The sequence below is a fragment of the Bacillus sp. FJAT-18017 genome, assembly GCF_001278805.1.
GTDB lineage: Bacteria > Bacillota > Bacilli > Bacillales > Cytobacillaceae > Bacillus_D.
This window is the reverse complement of record NZ_CP012602.1, coordinates 3,952,168-3,969,197: the sequence shown is the minus strand read 5'-3', so window position 1 is coordinate 3,969,197 and position 17,030 is coordinate 3,952,168. Positions and strand designations below refer to the sequence as shown.

11 protein-coding genes are annotated in these 17,030 nt (G+C 40.7%); 9 read left to right on the top strand and 2 right to left on the bottom strand.

Annotated features, from left to right (window positions below):
* Positions 1 to 11: 11 nt before the first annotated feature.
* The 7 genes from AM500_RS18360 to AM500_RS18330 all read left to right on the top strand — a co-directional run bounded on the left by AM500_RS18360 (position 12) and on the right by AM500_RS18330 (position 12,101).
* Complete coding sequence (locus tag AM500_RS18360) at positions 12 to 941, top strand: thymidylate synthase (RefSeq protein ID WP_053600515.1); 930 nt, start codon at positions 12 to 14, stop codon at positions 939 to 941.
* A gap of 477 nt (positions 942 to 1,418) precedes the next feature.
* A complete protein-coding gene (locus AM500_RS18355) occupies positions 1,419 to 2,438 on the top strand; it encodes a Wadjet anti-phage system protein JetD domain-containing protein (protein ID WP_231688035.1) in 1,020 nt (339 codons plus the stop codon).
* Entirely contained in the window at positions 2,428 to 3,939 is a 1,512-nt protein-coding gene (locus AM500_RS18350; protein WP_053600514.1) for a hypothetical protein, read from the top strand. Before AM500_RS18355 ends, AM500_RS18350 begins: the two co-directional genes overlap by 11 nt.
* The gene (locus tag AM500_RS18345) at positions 3,929 to 4,672 is read left to right on the top strand and encodes a DUF6063 family protein (RefSeq protein ID WP_053600513.1); all 744 of its coding nucleotides are present in this window, start codon (positions 3,929 to 3,931) and stop codon (positions 4,670 to 4,672) included. The genes AM500_RS18350 and AM500_RS18345 overlap by 11 nt, the downstream gene beginning before the upstream one ends.
* Entirely contained in the window at positions 4,656 to 9,068 is a 4,413-nt protein-coding gene (locus AM500_RS18340) for a coiled-coil domain-containing protein (RefSeq protein WP_053600512.1), read from the top strand. The genes AM500_RS18345 and AM500_RS18340 overlap by 17 nt, the downstream gene beginning before the upstream one ends.
* Positions 9,069 to 9,194: 126 nt before the next feature.
* Positions 9,195 to 9,458, top strand: a complete 264-nt coding sequence (locus AM500_RS18335; protein WP_053600511.1) for a hypothetical protein — start codon at positions 9,195 to 9,197, stop codon at positions 9,456 to 9,458.
* A gap of 459 nt (positions 9,459 to 9,917) precedes the next feature.
* Positions 9,918 to 12,101, top strand: coding sequence for a beta-propeller domain-containing protein (locus AM500_RS18330; RefSeq protein ID WP_053600510.1), 2,184 nt, complete (start codon positions 9,918 to 9,920; stop codon positions 12,099 to 12,101).
* 570 nt (positions 12,102 to 12,671) lie between these two features.
* On the opposite strand, the gene AM500_RS18325 is transcribed toward AM500_RS18330, so the two are convergent.
* Positions 12,672 to 13,541 carry an MBL fold metallo-hydrolase gene (locus AM500_RS18325; RefSeq protein ID WP_053600509.1) on the bottom strand — a complete coding sequence of 290 codons (870 nt, stop codon included), beginning with the start codon at positions 13,539 to 13,541 and terminating at the stop codon, positions 12,672 to 12,674.
* 757 nt (positions 13,542 to 14,298) lie between these two features.
* Complete coding sequence (locus tag AM500_RS18320; RefSeq protein ID WP_053600508.1) at positions 14,299 to 14,703, bottom strand: YidH family protein; 405 nt, start codon at positions 14,701 to 14,703, stop codon at positions 14,299 to 14,301.
* A gap of 363 nt (positions 14,704 to 15,066) precedes the next feature.
* Here AM500_RS18320 and AM500_RS18315 point away from each other — a divergent pair, with 363 nt between their 5' ends.
* Together AM500_RS18315 and AM500_RS18310 are read left to right on the top strand one after the other, a co-directional pair.
* Positions 15,067 to 15,546: a PaaI family thioesterase gene (locus tag AM500_RS18315; RefSeq protein WP_053600507.1), complete on the top strand. Its 480-nt coding sequence runs from the start codon at positions 15,067 to 15,069 to the stop codon at positions 15,544 to 15,546.
* A gap of 621 nt (positions 15,547 to 16,167) precedes the next feature.
* On the top strand, positions 16,168 to 16,923 hold the full coding sequence (locus tag AM500_RS18310; RefSeq protein ID WP_231688034.1) for a DUF4230 domain-containing protein: 756 nt from the start codon (positions 16,168 to 16,170) through the stop codon (positions 16,921 to 16,923).
* Positions 16,924 to 17,030 lie beyond the last annotated feature (107 nt).

Sequence of the window (17,030 nt, the reverse complement as noted above, 5' to 3'; positions counted from 1 at the left end):
GGGGTGACATTTTGATTTCAAAAAGTGGTACAAATTTTACCTTAATATATTTTGAGCTACTTTCTGAAGCATTAGGTAGTGATGAAAAATTTTGCGAGTCAAGAATTGGGTTAGTAAAAGACTTAGGTCCAGCATTTATAGAAATACATGAAGATCGGTTTAGGATGCCATTATTGAAAAAAAGGAGTTTTAATCCTTTTTTTGCTTTGGTTGAATTTTCGTGGTTTATACTGGGATATAATAATCTGAGTATTTTACAGGAACATATAAGTAATTATGATAAATACTCGGATGATGGGTTAACATTAAACGGAGCCTACGGGTTTAGGTTGAGAAAAAAATTTAATCAGGACCAAATTGAACAAGCTATTCAAATACTAAGAGAGAACCGAGAGACACGTAGAGTGGTATTATCAATGTGGAGTGTTGAAGATTTGGGAAGTGATTCAAGAGACATTCCATGCAATACTTCTGTTATGCTAAAGATCCGAGAAGGAAAATTAGATATGACAGTAATTAATCGCTCTAACGACCTTTTTTTAGGCATCCCTTATAATGTTATTTTGTTTTTCTTGTTTCAATGTTACCTTGCAGAAAAAATAGGTTGTAAAGTAGGTTTTCAGAGGCATTTTACTGATTCTCTCCATTTGTATAAAAAAGATTTAAATAAGGTTGAAAATATAATTACAGCTAATGATAAAGTAACTCTTAAACAGTTACTTAATTCCATTGAACCAGTAGAAATAATGGATTATGTTAATATTAATCACATACATGTTATAGAAAAAAAATACAATCTATTAGAAGATAACAAATTTGTTAACTTCTTTAATTCTTACAAAGAATACAAAGAGCATAAAAATTTTGAAACTGCTATTGAATTTTTAGAAGAAAATGATTTAGGTTATTGCGGATATTTATGGTACTCTGAAAAACAATAAACAATTAAAAAAACGCTTTTGAAAATTATAATCTATAAAAAACAACATATAGAACTTTCTAGGGTTACTTTTCAAACCATGTTTTATCCTAAATGGACTGTGTTATGACTTTTTAAAATAATTCAAGTACTTGGAAGAGAGTTCGAAAATAGTTTCTTAAAGAAAGAACAAACTTTGGAGAAAGCTGTGAGTTTAGGGAGACGGTCTGGACAATGTTCAGGCCGTTTTAACTTGCGTTTAAGATGACAGTATTTTATAGGATTTATTAGAAGGAAATGGTACTAGTTTTTATTGTTAAAAATTTTCTTCTGTACGATACCAAGATACCAACGTAATTCACTAATAAGAGAACTAATTTCATAGAGTGACTACTATATATGATTTGAATGAAACCGACAATAAGAAACCTACTGACGAATCTAAGCGTATTTAGTAGAATTAATGTGAGGAATTGTAAAATGTTGGGGGAGTGTTTTTGTGAAGAATGCAATAAGGAATAAGCTAACAGGCTATCGGAGGAAGACGATTGAATTGTCCGAGTTGGAAGCAATGCTAGACAATATAAATTTGCCGTATGATCAATTCGCCAGTTTGATTCTCTCTCTTGAAGTAGATGGCGTAATAGAAATGGTGAGGGCTAAAGGAAGAAATACAAGAAATCCTTCTCTTGCCTATACATACCGAATTCACGCCCACCGCTTGAAACAGGACCTGCATAACGAACTAATAAAATACCGGTTGCTCTTGCACTCTTCGATTCAACTGGATACATATTTCTCAGGAGAGCCCTCAGTTTGGGAGGATGACCTTCCGTACATAATGAAGATTCATAGATATATAGAAGAAAATGGGTTTCCCGAATACGAAGCGCCCGCACCGGAGCGCAGTGTTGATCTTGTCGGGGATGAGAAGTGGATAACCGACAAGCACGGGGAAGAATTGTTGAAGCGTATCGGGCTCTGGACACATATGAAAGTGATTCCAGTAGCAGACCCATTAATGTATGCCATAAATCCCAAAGCCCTTTGCCGGGAAAAACAACTGCACTTAATTGTTGAAAATAAGACCACTTTCCAGGGCCTGTTGGACGCACTGCCAATGACAATGTTTACAACCCTGATTTATGGAAGCGGAAACAAGATAATCAAAAGCATTGAGCAATTTGATCGGCAGCTGCCATTGCCTGATGCCGAGCATATTTTTTATTATTTTGGCGACATTGACCGTTCTGGGATATTTATTTGGTACATCCTTAACCAAAAAGTCCCAGTCCAGCTTTATATGCCATTTTACACAGCTTGTATGACAAAAGGATCTTTGCTCGGAAAAACAAATCAACGTTCTGACAAGGAAGCAATTGAGCAATTCTTATCTTTCTTTTCAAAAGAAGAGGAAATCCGCCTCCAAGCCATCCTGGATAACGGCCAGTATTTCCCACAGGAAGTTTTAAGGACCAACGAGTTGCAGGAGATTTGGAGGCAGCACCATGGAAGTTAATGAAATTGCAGACATTACATCGGGATTCAAAGAGCGAATGCGTCGTCTTGCGCTCTTTGACCCTTTATATGAACTAGAGCGGAAAAAAGTTAAGGACCAGCTCGATGAACCTATCGATATGAAGGGGCTTGGACTCCTTTCACTGCTGTTTTTCTTTGAACAAAAAATCATAAGGAGTACGAAAGCGGGTACGAAGGATTTGGCTCTCTTCCTGCAACAGTTGACAGCACGGCAATACACTCTAGACTTTCAGGCATGTGAAGAAATCGCCTCATCAATTATTTTGACATTCAGACCGACCTCAGGAAAAAAGCGCTCCTACTCCTTCTTTGACTGGGAACTTTCACGGGAAGAGGATCTCGAGTACTCCCTACTCAAGGCAAATAACTTTGATTCTAAAACAAACACTCAATATTACACGCTAGATGAGGATGGCCTTGAACTCATTTTTGCCACAAAAGAATTCTATAGCGAGTTCCAGCTTTCAATTAACCAGCTTATGCTTAGGAAGCAATTGGAGAAGGGTGAATTCCGGGGAGCATTGCGCCAGATTAATGAGATGCGGATTGACGTGGAGTCGCTGAATGAACGAATGGTGAAACTCCGCTATGAGATTCAGCGGAGTATTGTATCCGAGGATACATATGAACGTTATAAGCAGCTCCTGGAAGATATCCATGCCCGCTTGGAGCGGGAAAACGAGGAATTTACCGAATTGCGCCAATTTGTCAAAGAAACAAAAGACCGCCTTTACGAGAAAGACTATCACAAAAAAGAAGCGAGAACATATGCTTTCGTCCTGGAAATCACGAATCAGCTAGAAGAGGTCCACTATGAACATTCAAGGCTGCTAGAGCAAAGTATTGAGCTTAAGAATCATACGTTAAAGGCTGCTCAGGAATCCCTGTATTATACGGGTATTGATGCATTTAACTTTGATCAGGACATCAACGCGAGACTGATATCCACCCCGCTCCCCTTGGAGGTTATGAAGGGGCTCCTCCATCCATTCTTGCGAGTTCATCAGGAGAAGTCATGGTCCCCTCTTACCCTTTTTGCCGAGCAGAACATCCGGGAAGATCGCGAAGAGTCTGTTGAAATGGGATTTATGGAACTGGGTGACCAAACAGAAAACGATTATCAAGAGAAACTCCGAAAAAATTATGGCACAATCATGAAGCTTACACTCGAAGCGCTGGATGAAGGAATTACTGAACTTTCCGGCATCCTTGGCTACATTCGTAAAAAGGAACAGAACTTATTGAATAAGCGGTTTTTCTACGACTTCTGGCTAATACTCCATCAACGCTCACCAATCACAAAAGGGAAAGTTGAGAGTGAAGAAGAAGGTTCAAATAATAGTCTGGATGATGCCATGGCGGTTTTGGGCAGCCGGACATTGGTTGTATTAGAGCGGGATGAAACACTGCATGTGACAGAACGTTTTTCAATACAGGAAATGGAATTTGCAATGATGGAGGGGTTGGAGGATGAATTATAGTGAAAGCAAAGTGATGCAGACTTTTGAACTATATATGGTTCTAGCGCGTGACGGACACGGGGGCTTCGAATTCCTTTCTTTATACATAGCAGATGATGATATTAGGGCGCTTGTGGATGGCTTCGCACATAAAGTGGATTGTGTAGTTGTCCCTGCCGGAGAAAAAATGTACATGATTCCGAAGACGAAGCTGTCTCCATTCCATGTGAACAATGACTATATAAAGAGGACTTACTTAAGATCCGGTGCGACAAATGCAGATCTTTATCTTCTATATTTTGCTTCAATTGTCTTGTTTGGTGCTTTTTATGACAGTTATCAGACTCTGGAGCCGACCAGGGATTTTCTTCAGCTTGATGAATGGGCAAGGCTGGTTCATGAGCGGATTGAAATGCTGAAGGAACTGGACATGGAAAAGTTGAAACAACATGAACAAGAGTTTTCCTATAATTGGGGACAGATTGTAGACAAATGGGAAGATATGAATGATATCAAGGAAAGTGCCAAGAAGCAGAGAGGAAACACAATCAGCCGCCTAAGTTTCATGGATAATGCAAAACGTTTCCTGCATGCCCAGGAGCTGATTGAAGAAATCGGTAACAATGAGATGGTTTTGACAGAAAAAGCAAAAGCAATTGTGCAGCGTTTCTTTATGGAAGTAGAATTCAACAAAGGAATTCTAGAATTTATTTATCAGTGGGAGGAGGAGACGGAATATGCCGACCATCAGTAAAATCCGATTCACGAATGTTATCTATGAAGATGGAATGAAGCGCTATAATGATGAAACCTTTAAGTTTGATGGATACAACGGAGCCATTCTACTGGAAAATGGAGGCGGAAAGACAGTCTTCATCCAAACAGCGCTGCAGGCGGTTATCCCGCACACAAGCCTAGCTGACCGGAAAATAAAGCAGACACTGCAGCTCGATAATTACCCGGCGCATATTGCAATTGAATGGATACTCTCGGAATCGCCCCGACAGTACCTTGTAACGTGTGTGAGCCTTTATCTAACGAAAGATGGGCTTGATTCTTACCGTTATGTGTATGAGTACATGGCTGGAGACAAACATGGTATAGACAATATCCCGTTTGTTAGGAAAGAGTCCAACCGGCCTTCAGATCGAGGGGAGATTTCCGACTATTATTTTAGCATGGCCCAACAGTATATGAATGCTCACACCTTTCCAACGATTAAAGGTTTTCAGCAGCATATTGAGAAACAGTACCACATTATTCCAGTTGAGTGGGAAAGCATTGTAAAAATCAACAGTACCGAAGGAGGAGTCGAAGCGTTTTTTGATGAATGCAAGCAAACGAATCAACTGTTTGACCGCCTATTGATTCCGACAGTTGAAGAAGCAATTGCAGGGCACAATTCGACAACCTTCGCTGATACTTTTGAAAAGCACCGGGCCAGCTTCAAACTGTATAAAGAATTGAAGGAGCAAATCGAGGAAAATAAAGCAATTGGAGAACAGTTAAATCGCTATGCCTCGACATATGAAGGCCTATTTTCAAGACAGCAGGAATACGAACAAGTAAAGGGCCGGGCTAAAGCAATCCTTGAGAAAATTAAATTACAGGATGAAAATTCAAAGCAGGAACTTCAAAACTTAATCCATAAAATGAAGATATGGGAAGAGGAAGAAACAGAGAGTAAGAAAAAGCATCTATCCCTTGAATTGTATAAAGATAGGCTTTTTTTGAAGGAGATTGAGGCAGAGTGGAAAGAGGCTAAATATCGACTTTCACTTGGCGAGGGATCATTGGACGCCGCTAAGAAACAATTTCACTCTCTTAAGCTTGCACAATTGAAAAAGGAATGGAAAGAAGCTGGGGAAGCTCTGGATTTCCATAAAGGGAAATTGACACTGCTCGACCAGAATGAAGATATTCAGGACATTAATGATCGACTGGATGAAAATAGTAGGGAACTAAAGGGGTATTTTGAGCAAGAAGTTGAAGAAGTGCTTAAGCAAATACGAGACTTAAAACTGGAAATGAAGCCGATAGAGGATGCAATTGGGCAGATTGATAAGGACATGCTGGTTCAGCAGGAGATGCTGGGGAGAACGAATACAACTCTTGATAAAAATGCCGGAGCCATGGAAATCATGGAATCCCAGATGAACAAGATAAAGCAACAGATACTTTCTAAGCCAAACGAGGAATCTGTTAGAGAGAACTTGCCGAAATGGGAACAGCGTCTCGTGTATTTGGATAAAGAGATTGTTCAGCTGAAAAATGAGAATAAGAGGATTGCAGGGTTGCTGATAGAGCAAAGAAACAAGCAGGAAAGGCTAGAGTCGGAGAAAAATAATCTTGGGGAAACTCATAACTTACTAAAACAAGAAGTAGAGAGGGCTGACTTAGCCCAAGAGAAAATGAAGGGTGTACTGGCAGGGCTTTATCCACAATGGACACTAATGGATTCCCTTTACTTGAAGCAAGAATCAATTCTTCGCCAAGTAGAAGATGAGCTTGTTCGGTTGGAGAGGGAGCGGGAAACAAGCCTTTTCAGAGAGCGGATTGCCTTTAGGAGAATCGATGACTACGGTGAACAGAATGTGTTTTTTGCAGACCCTTTCCTTGAGAAGCAGCTGAGGAAGTGGACTGGCCAATTTGGTTTTTTGATGACTGGGGTACAATTTATCCAATCACTTGAACAGCCTGACAGAGAAGTAGCAGGGAGATATCCTTTCTGGCCGGCAGCCTTGGTGACAAGAGCAGCGGATCTGGACAAAGTGGTTTCCAAAATTCAGTCAATCGAACAGCAGCTTCAGGTCCCAATCCATGTGCTGTCAATTGAGCAGGCAGGAGGCTTCATTCGTGGGGAAATACCGGATATGAATGTAGTGGAACCTGACCATTGGAGGCATAATGGGCAGATTGATGTTTTTCAAGAGTGGAAACGAGCAATAAGGAGCCATGCCGAGAATGCAAGACAAGCTCGGCTTGAAATAGAACGGCATATTCAGAAATGGAAGAATGCTGAGGACAAGCTATTGGCATTTCTCCATGAGTATTCCTATGAACATCTGCAAGGTCAAAAGAACCAATTGAACGAATTATCCCAAATGATACAGCACCTGGAGGTTCAACTAAGGGAAACCCGTGCATTTATTTCCGAAAATGAGAACCGTCTGAAAACCCAGGAAGAGAAGATTAAGGTATACACTGATGAATTGAATGGGCTGGAAGGGAAGTTGAGTCAAGCCAGGGATTACCTTCATACTGAGCAAGAACGGGATAAACTCGCTAGCCAGCAGGAGCGACTTTCAGAGGAAAAGATAGGATATGAACGCTTGCTTAATCGGTACAAAGAGCAAAGAGAAGGATTAATAGAAGAGCTAGAGATTAAACGAGATGAAGCAAAAGAAGCTGCCGGGTATCATACCCGCTTGATAGACGATTTAATATTCCAAGAAGTGAAAACTGCACAAGCTTTGTATACTGGTAAGTCAAAGAGGATTTTACAAGAAGAACGGGATGAACTGAAGCTTCAACTGCGCCAGATATCTAGCTCACGGAATGAGATTGAGCTTAAAGTCATCCAGGTAGAAAAGGATATTACACGATGTTTAAAAGGAATGGATGATATAAGGCTTGAGAATGGCAGTCTGGATGAAGAACTCGTTTTTCCACCGAATGGGAATGAACGAATTGTTGCATTACGCAACCGGATCAAGGAGCTTGAACTGTCTGTTAAACAGGAAAAAGAGAATTATGACGCCCAAAATACTCGGAAAATAAAGCAGGAGACAGCTGTTGAGAGTGCTTTAAATAAATTCGAACAGGCCTTTCCGCTGGGGGTGCCCCTGAGTTTTGAAGGAAACGTGAAGGAAACGGAGTCAAAACTGAAGGAAGAGAACAGGCAATTGAAGGAACGGAGGGCTTTCTTAAAACAGGAAGAAGTGCGTGTTCAGGGCGAACTGACTTCTCTTGAGAATGCTTTCCACCAATTGGATCGATTTGAAGAGGCGCATCATTTCAAAGGTCCTTCTGTCCAAGCTGCAGTATTGAGTGAAAATGAGCTTCAAGCATTTGCGTACGAACGTCCTGCGTTTATAAAAGAAGCGACTGATCAGCTCGTCAAGGTGAAGAATCTTGTAGGAATCGAGTGGGAAAGAGTTGGTAAGGCGAAAGATGCATTCATGACGTTTTGTAAGAACAAAATCAGCAACGTCAAATTGCGAGAAATGGCTAGGCAAGGAATTGACAGCAAGAAGACCTATCAGGAAGTGCTTGAATTCCAGGGGCATATGCAAAAACGGATTCAAACAGCCATAAAATACAATGAAGCTACTATCATCGACCACGATAGACAGCTTGAGCAATTTGTCACTCATATCAACAGCCATTTACTTACTATTGCAGAAGAACTTTCTATCATTCCTAAAAAGACGAAAGTCAAAGTGGATGACAAGTGGAAGGAAGTCTTCCATTTCTCCATTCCGGAATGGACACGAGAAGAGGGAAAAAGCAGAATTCGCAAGCACGTTGAATGGATTTTGGAGCAGCTTGATTCAGATAGATATTTGAATACGGATGGAGCTGAAGATTATGGCAAGGTGCGTAAGGAAATTGAAACATGGACCCATTCTAAGCAATTGTTGCGGATTGTCATGAACAATGAAAGCATGAAAGTGACGTGCCGGAAAGTAACGAATGATAACCAGGTCACTACCCGGTCCTACTCCTGGGAACAGACTAATGCATGGTCAGGCGGAGAGAAGTGGAGTAAGAATATGACACTGTTCCTCGGCATTCTCAACTATGTATCTGAAAAGCGCCAACACTCAGTAACCAAAGCAAAGCGCCACCGGGTGGTCATCATGGATAATCCATTCGGAAAAGCATCAAGCGACCATGTTCTGAATCCGGTCTTCTTTATTGCCGAGCAGCTCGGATTTCAGATTATTGCACTCACAGCGCACGCAGAAGGAAAATTCCTGCGCGACTACTTCCCGGTCATCTACAGCTGCCGCCTTCGGAAAGCAGCTGACTCAAACAAACAAATCATGACCAAAGTCAAACAGCTTCACCAAGCCTATTTTCAGGACCACGAACCCCAGGCATTGGAGAGGCTGGGAGAAATGGAGCAGATGGAGTTGTTTTCCTAATTTCAGTCTAGACGAGGTACTGTGGTAATTTCGTTTTAATGGGAGGTAGTCATCCAGTAAAGTTGCTCAACATATCATTTAAACAAAAGATATTTATAATAATATTTCGGGCAGGGGAAGATTAAAATGGAGTTTAAGGAGTATTTAGAACAAAAACATATTCTAATAAAGGGAGAAAGGAAACTGAAGGAGATATATGTTAAAAAGTATATTAATAGACTGGGAAATATGTGTAGAGAAGGAATATATAATGAAGAAAAGCATGTTGATGAAATTCTTGAACAAAAAGTGCATCAAAAGTACAGGGATTGGAAGACATATTTAAAAACTATAGAACATTATCAATCATCAAAAAACCTAACACCAATAGACTACACCAGTGAATGGTAAATTTAAGAATCCGAGGCGCTTTCTCGCTCGGATTTTTATCTTTGTATTTTTTCGGTTTCCGACTTAATCATGTATGCATTCCGAATCTCAGAGAAGCTTTTTGTTTCGCAATCATAAGAAATGACTGGGAAAAACAAAGTATCAACCCCTATTTAAACTAAATGACTTGCCTTTCTAGAGAGACTACCAGTACGTTTACGGTGGCTCTTTTCTTTGGATTATAATGAAAAAACTATCAGCAATTGAGCTGAAAGGATTCATTGTTGATATGGCCTCGAAAGTATACAAAACGTTAAAAGGGCATTTGCGAGTACTTACTAGAACATATAAATGACCTCGCCTAAGAATAAAAGGCAGGGTCATTTTTAATTGGCGGAAATTTAAATTTTTTTAACAGGTAGTTCCTATCCTGACACACGGCCGGTAATATTCCCGTCTAATCTTTCAGGAGGGATAAAGATGAAAAAGTGGATAATTTTAGGCGGGGTTTCGTTATTGTTTATAGCTGGCCTTTCTTATTACTTCTTAACGCAGTTCAAGCTGGTCAACGCCTGGGAAGAGAACGAAGAAGCCATTGTCATGGCCAATAAAGTGTGGAGTATTCAATTTACTGAAAAAATCTCGACAGAAAGTCTTCGTTCTGATTCAATCTTTGTTTTGGATGATCAAGGAAAGAAAATTAAAACTGCGCTTTCCCTTAGTGACGATCAAAAAACCGTATATATTGACCCTCCAAAAGAAGGGTATCAACTTAATGCAAAATTTTACACCCTCCATTTTAAAAAAGACCTTGAATCTTCCGCAGGGAGAAACTTGGGAAGGGATACATCCTGGAAGTTTGTTGTAAAAGAAGACCTTCCTGTCATAGGCTCGAAGGATGAATTGAATGATTATTATAAAAATCTATTAAAAGAAGAAGAAAGAACTTCATCAGGCGGCTGGTTTTCGAGTGATACCAGTGAGTCAGGCATGAGCGAGGAAAAGTCATCCGCAGATAAAGCTGCCAATACTGAATACTCCCAAACAAATAATCAGGTTCAGGGGGTAGATGAGGCGGACATCGTCAAAACGGACGGGAAGCATATTTTCCAGGCGGAAGAGAACGAAATCAGGATTATTAAGGCTGCGCCGGAGGATGATATGAAACTTTTGTCCAAGATTTCTTATCCCGGAGAGTTTACACCCAACCAGCTTTTTTTACATGAAGGGAAATTGGCTGTCATCGGCAATCAGTATCACTATACTTCAAATCCGTATGAAGAAATGGAGAAGGATTCGAAGATTTTACCTATGATGATGTCAACGAAGGCTGTTATATATGATGTGAAAAATCCAGCTAAACCTGTGCTGATCCGGGAGGTTGAGCTGGAGGGAAGCTATATGTCAGCACGGAAAGTCGAAAGCATGGTCTATCTTGTCACCATGCATCACCCGGATTATTGGCTGCTCCGGGAAAACGAGGGACTCGATATCAGGCCAAAATATTCGGATACAGCATCCGGTACTGGCGAAAAAATCGTCAGTTATGATGAAATCAATTATTTCCCCGAATCAAAGGAGTCCAATTATACAATGATTGCGGCGTTCGACCTCAATCAGCCAGGGAAAAAAGCCGCTGTCACCACCTATCTGGGCAGCGGGGAGCAAATGTACATGTCGAAGGAAAACCTCTATCTCGCGGTTGCGAATTGGGCTGAGTACCCGCGCGGGAATTGGACAGAGATGCCAGCACCGGATACAACGATCCATAAGTTTTCGATTAAAGGGATGGATGTGGAATTCCAGGGGTCTGCGTTAGTGCAGGGTACCGTGCTGAATCAGTTTTCCATGGATGAACATGATGGCCATTTCCGGGTCGTGACGACAAAGGGATATGCCTGGGATGAAAGCAGGCCATCCTCCAATGCGCTCTATATATTGGATGAAAATCTGAAGCCGACCGGAAAGCTTGAATCACTAGCGAGGGGAGAGCGAATCTATTCAGCGAGATTCATGGGCGATCGCATCTATATGGTCACCTTCAAGGAAACGGATCCTCTGTTCGTCATTGAAGCCAGCAATCCGGCAAAACCAAAGGTGCTGGGTGAATTAAAGATTCCGGGATTCAGCAATTACTTGCATCCTTATGATGAGAACCATTTGATTGGATTCGGGCATGACACAAAAATTGTTGTGGAAAAAGGAGCGGGAGCACAGCCGCGCATCCTCACCGATGGAGTGAAAATTTCATTGTTCGATGTCAGTGACATGCACAATCCGAAAGAGAAGTTCACAGAGATCATCGGCGGCAGAGGGACGTATTCACCGTTGAATGATGACCATAAAGCACTATTGTTCAACAAAGATAAGAATGTATTTGCCTTCCCGATCTCCGTTTATCAAAACAGCCAGGAAAATGAATATGATCAAATCTTTGAGTTCCAGGGGGCATATGTATACAGCATCGATTCCGATAAGGGGTTTGAACTCCAGTCGAAAATCAACCATAACACCAACGGACAGCCATCCATATATGAAGAATATGATCCAGCAATCAAGCGTCTTCTGTATATCAGCAATACGCTGTATGCACTGTCCCCGGGCAAGATAACAAGCCATGATCTGAAATCCTACAGGCATATCGGGACACTCGGTCTAAGATAATGAGGCTATCCTGAAAAGCAAAAGAATGGGCGCCTGATTGACAATCGGTCATTCTTACATCAATGAAAACGGATGTATCTATAAAACACAAGAATGGCTCTTAGAAGATTTTTTATCGGTATGTATACAATCGTTCTTTGGAAACTAGATATTTGGGGTTGTGACAAGAAAGGCTTTGTCACGTAAAATATCTAAGCATCTTTCGCCCTGCACGTATCGAAGAGCGAAAACCAAGCAAAGTAGTACGTGCAGTGAATTCAAATGTACAATATACTGCTAACCGTCGGTGCGACAGGGATAGCCTGCTAAATAACCGGTTTGGTGCAGTTGGTATTCGCAGGAATCTCCACCTTCAAATTTCCTCAGAAATTAAGGTGGAGTAGTTCAATACTAATAGGTTGTTCAACTGCCTATTCCCGCGAAAAAAGCGTCGTTAATTCATTCTAAAGCTCAAACCAACGGTAGACTCAAGCGGCGGGCTATGCCGTTGTTTGCATTAGAGTTTATAGTATCACTGGGTTTGTGAGGGGCAAATCTTCTCCATTTTTATAAAAGCCAAAGGAACCGTCCCTATGGCTCAATCACTAGACCATCTTCAGCTACGATAATCTCTCCTTGGAAATTAACGTCGGAAAATGCTTTTTTTGTGTTCGAATCTAGTTTCCCCAGGCCTAGATGAGTCAAAACCACTTTCTTGGCTCCCGCATCGGCCGCCATCTTGGCAAGTGCTTCGGGAGTCGCATGGGATCCTAGTAAGCCGTCTTTCAAATTTTCAGCGCCTTGTTCGGAAAGAGCTGAAAAATCAGTGGTCATCATTCCGTCAATCACCAGGATGTCAACGCCTTTTGCAAACGGCGCAAAGTCTTCGGTATAGTCCAAATCCCCTGAGACGACGACACTCTGGCCGTCTGCCTCAAAACGGTATGCATAAGTTGGAGCGGTATGTGGAACAGGGATTGCCGTAATTTGGACGCCATCAAGCTCCAGGCTATGCTGATCTTCCGTAAAATCCGTGATGTTTACATTTGTCAGCGCTCCGTCTTTCGCTGTGCCTAAACGGGCACGGTACGCCAGGTCATCTTTGAAAAAGTCAACGGTAGTATCATACAGTTCCTGGACTCGTGGGCCGGCTAGATTAAGGGATCTTCTACCATAGGATCCTTGCCAACCATCGATGAAGAATGTCCAGAAATCTCCGTTGTGGTCAACATGTTGATGGGTAAATAACATATTGGTAATGTTTTCTACAGGAAGACCGATGTTCGTCAGGGTATTGGTTGAACTGGCGCCGCAGTCTACCAAGAAATACTTGTCCTTAAACTGCACAAGCGTGCTTGGTGCATTGCGGCCGACTTCAGTTTTGGGATTGCCTGATCCAACTGTCACGACGCGAAAGCCTTCCGGGACTGTTTCAAATATAGAATCCTTTTTTTTTAACATTTCTATCAACCTCTTTCTTTTTCTAGTATAGTAAATGCTCTACCCAAGGTCTTTCTTCTTTTAAACAATCCTCGATTCGACTATGTAGCAAGGATACATATTAGAACTGCTAATGATTTATTAGGAGACTAAAACTGTCGAATACTATGAATCGACCAAGAAATCGGTGATGTCATTTTTAACGAATTTTAGCCAGAAGTCCCCTTCCTCAAAAATCCGAAAGATTTTAGGGGGGGATGAATGGCGGGTTTTTTCTGTTTTGGCATAGAAATGAAAACTGAGCCCCCGTTGGTAGACAAGTTAACGAAAAACCCACCCTTTTTATACGCAGTTATACCTCATTTTTAAACCACAGTACCCGTACTTAGAAAAACACTGTTACAGCCAAAAAGGGGGCGAAGATGCCAATCAAGGCACTTCTTCCCTCCCTTTCAAAACCGCTCTAGACTAGAGATCAATTTATCAATTTCAGATTGAATAGGTTCTTACGCTCTTTTAGGAGTGCTTTGTTAAATTGCTTTTCGGATAGAGGAAGACCAAAAACATGAAAGGCCGGTAATCAAGAAGAAGGCACCGATGGAAGAGACCCTCTTCAATTTAGACGAACACCTCCGTCTTCTCCAACAGAAACATTATCTTGAAATAGAATAGATTTTTTCATAACATGGTTTCTTTCCCTGTATAACGTGAGAACCTTCCTGGTTCAACGTTTCCATACAGGTCTTATCCCAATAAGGCTGCCCTTTCATTCAATTCCTTATGATATGCTCTCCTCAACATGCATAAATTGGATTAAAATATAGACAATAGCAACGAGAACCACGATAAGTAAAGCCAGTGTTGACGCTATGATGGACACATGGGAAGAATGAAAGCGTTGCGACTGAATTTGTTTTCGTTTTCTGTAATATTGGATAGCTGAATTTATAATAACACCAAAACCAGCCAAGCTGGATAGGATAGTAAGCAGCACAGCAAGAAAGTCAATTACCCGATGGCTTTGTCCAATGGTTAAATGGAAAGAAACTATTACAAAAGCAATTCCTGTGACGCTTATCGCGGTCCGTACCCAAGCTAAGTACGTGCGTTCATTGGCCAAATGCTGCTGAGCAAATTCCAGTTGATTTTCTTCTCGTTTTTTTCTCTGATTTTCAATTTCCATACATATCAAACCACCTAACTAAAAAATTCTTTGATGTTTTGCTGCATATAACCTTTGATTCCCTTCGGTTATTTATCTGCAGTCGGACTGTATGCGCATGGTCTCTCTATATTTACTACCTCTCATTCTTTACCCATCAATTTTTCTGATTAACTGCGACAATGATATCTTTTAAGTTAGTATCCAAGGAGGATGTAAGAAGTTTGGCAAGAAGAGGGATATTGACTAATTTTATAAAATATCAATTCAATCTGAAAATATCAGACAATAAACCGGATACGCCAGATTATACGTTTATAGTACAACTTGGTTGAAGGTTAAAAATGTAATAGATTAGAATACGTATATAAGGGGGAATGAACGATGGGAGAAACAATTGAAAACGCAATACAGGATATCTATCCTGATGATTTCGCCTGGTGTTATGGGTGTGGCCGATTAAATCAAGATGGGCATCATTTTCGCACTGGCTGGCAAGGTGACCAGACGGTTACAATCTATACGCCTAAATCCAAGTACATGGGAATTCCCGGGTTTGTATATGGCGGGATGATCGCTTCGTTGATTGATTGCCACGGAACTGGGTCTGCCTCACTTGCACTGCACCGCAAGAATGGAAACGAAATAGGAGATGGCACAGAACCTCCCAGATTTGTAACCGCCAGCCTCAATGTGGAATACCTTAAACCAACTCCGCAGGATGTTCCATTAAAAGCAATTGGAACTGTAGAAGAAATTCATCCTAAAAGATGGAAAGTACATATAGAAGTATTTGCAGATGATGTTCCTTGTGCCCGTGGCGAGGTCGTTGCGGTTGTAATGCCCGCTACTTTTACAAAATAAAATATGATGCCTGGCACTGCCCGTGTTTGTCGAATGAGTTTTATTCGACCTTGGGTAGTGCCAGGTTTGTTATATAGGTTTTTCGTTTGCTTGAAGCATCCTTATCGGAAGAGGGTAGTTCAGGAAATACGACCTAGTCGTTGTTGGAACCGGACCGCGCATTTCATGTCATCCCTATTTTGAGAGTTTAATATTACCTTTTACTTTTTTGGTAAATTTTACATTATTTGATAAAAGTCCTGATTATTCTACATTCATTGGAATGGATTATGATATATTTATCATATTATGGTAATGAAAATAGAAGTTTTATAGGAATTGGAGGGGGAAATGCACTTTTGGAAGGCTATCAAGTTTTTTTACTTGATGGAAATCCGAATGCTAAGCTTACCTGTGAACTATCAAAATGGATAGGAAATAGAATATACCAAGAATTTAGATAAAAAAGTGTATCAATAGGCAGGACCTGAAAAGAACAGGTGTTTACTTGCTTTCGGAATAGATGAAAACGCTTTGGAATATATCGGTGAAGCTGAAACTATTTTTAAATAACTAAATGAGCATCTAAAGGACAAGATTTAAGGATAAGCATTGTAATGGTAAGAATGGAAGGAGAAAAAAATGGGCACAAATAGAGAAATTATAGAAGAAAAAGACGAAAAAATTGAACAACTAGAAAGACTATTACTAGAATTAAAGGAAGCACAACAGCAAAGTGCTGCAACGATTGCGGTAGGTCAAAACACAAGATATGTATCTCAACCGAAAGGAATTGTTCAGCCCTTTTTCAAAGCTGGTGTATTGAAAATTATTTTGGCCATCCTTGTTCCTTTAATCATCATTTCGGTAGTAATTTGGCAATTTGCGGGCAGTATCTTCAAACAAGAGTCTGTCACGTTTGTTGAACACGTTCAAGAGCTAGCTACATTGGCAACAGCTGAAGCTCATATGAAGACGGTTATACACGAAGAGGATAATAAGAATTTCTTGAATATTAATCTACCAGGAACAAAGCGAGAGCTTTTATTGGTTGTACCTGCGACGGTTTTAGCAGGTGTTGATTTGAAAAAGGTTACTTCTGAGGACATGGTTATTAATGAGGAAACAAACGAAATAGATATTACCCTTCCTCAAGCAGAGTTCATTCAAGACCCAGCATTACAAATGGATAAAATACAAGCCGTTGACAGTAATGGGCTTTTCCGTGCTGATATTAAAATGGATGAGGGGTTTGAGAAGGCCGCTGAGGCACAAGAGAAAATTCGTCAAGAAGCTATATCTATTGGTTTACTAGATACTGCTGAGAAAAATGCAGAAAAAGTGTTAAAGGAATTTTTTAAGGGTATTGGTTATACGGTAAATGTCACGTTTAAGTAATAAGACGGCCTGCCCATGCTGCTTGGGACAGGCCTTTTCTATTATTTACTGGGGGAACCATAGAGATCTGTTGAATTCTACTTTTGTAGAAATCCTCAATCAGTAAC

Bases quoted from the DNA above. Each gene is read 5' to 3' on its own strand.
- AM500_RS18350 (WP_053600514.1), top strand. From the start codon at position 2,428: ATGGAAGTTAATGAAATTGCAGACATTACATCGGGATTCAAAGAGCGA.
- AM500_RS18345 (WP_053600513.1), top strand. From the start codon at position 3,929: ATGAATTATAGTGAAAGCAAAGTGATGCAGACTTTTGAACTATATATG.
- AM500_RS18340 (WP_053600512.1), top strand. From the start codon at position 4,656: ATGCCGACCATCAGTAAAATCCGATTCACGAATGTTATCTATGAAGAT.
- AM500_RS18335 (WP_053600511.1), top strand. From the start codon at position 9,195: ATGGAGTTTAAGGAGTATTTAGAACAAAAACATATTCTAATAAAGGGA.
- AM500_RS18330 (WP_053600510.1), top strand. From the start codon at position 9,918: ATGAAAAAGTGGATAATTTTAGGCGGGGTTTCGTTATTGTTTATAGCT.
- AM500_RS18325 (WP_053600509.1), bottom strand. From the start codon at position 13,541: ATGTTAAAAAAAAAGGATTCTATATTTGAAACAGTCCCGGAAGGCTTT.
- AM500_RS18320 (WP_053600508.1), bottom strand. From the start codon at position 14,703: ATGGAAATTGAAAATCAGAGAAAAAAACGAGAAGAAAATCAACTGGAA.
- AM500_RS18315 (WP_053600507.1), top strand. From the start codon at position 15,067: ATGGGAGAAACAATTGAAAACGCAATACAGGATATCTATCCTGATGAT.
- AM500_RS18310 (WP_231688034.1), top strand. From the start codon at position 16,168: ATGGGCACAAATAGAGAAATTATAGAAGAAAAAGACGAAAAAATTGAA.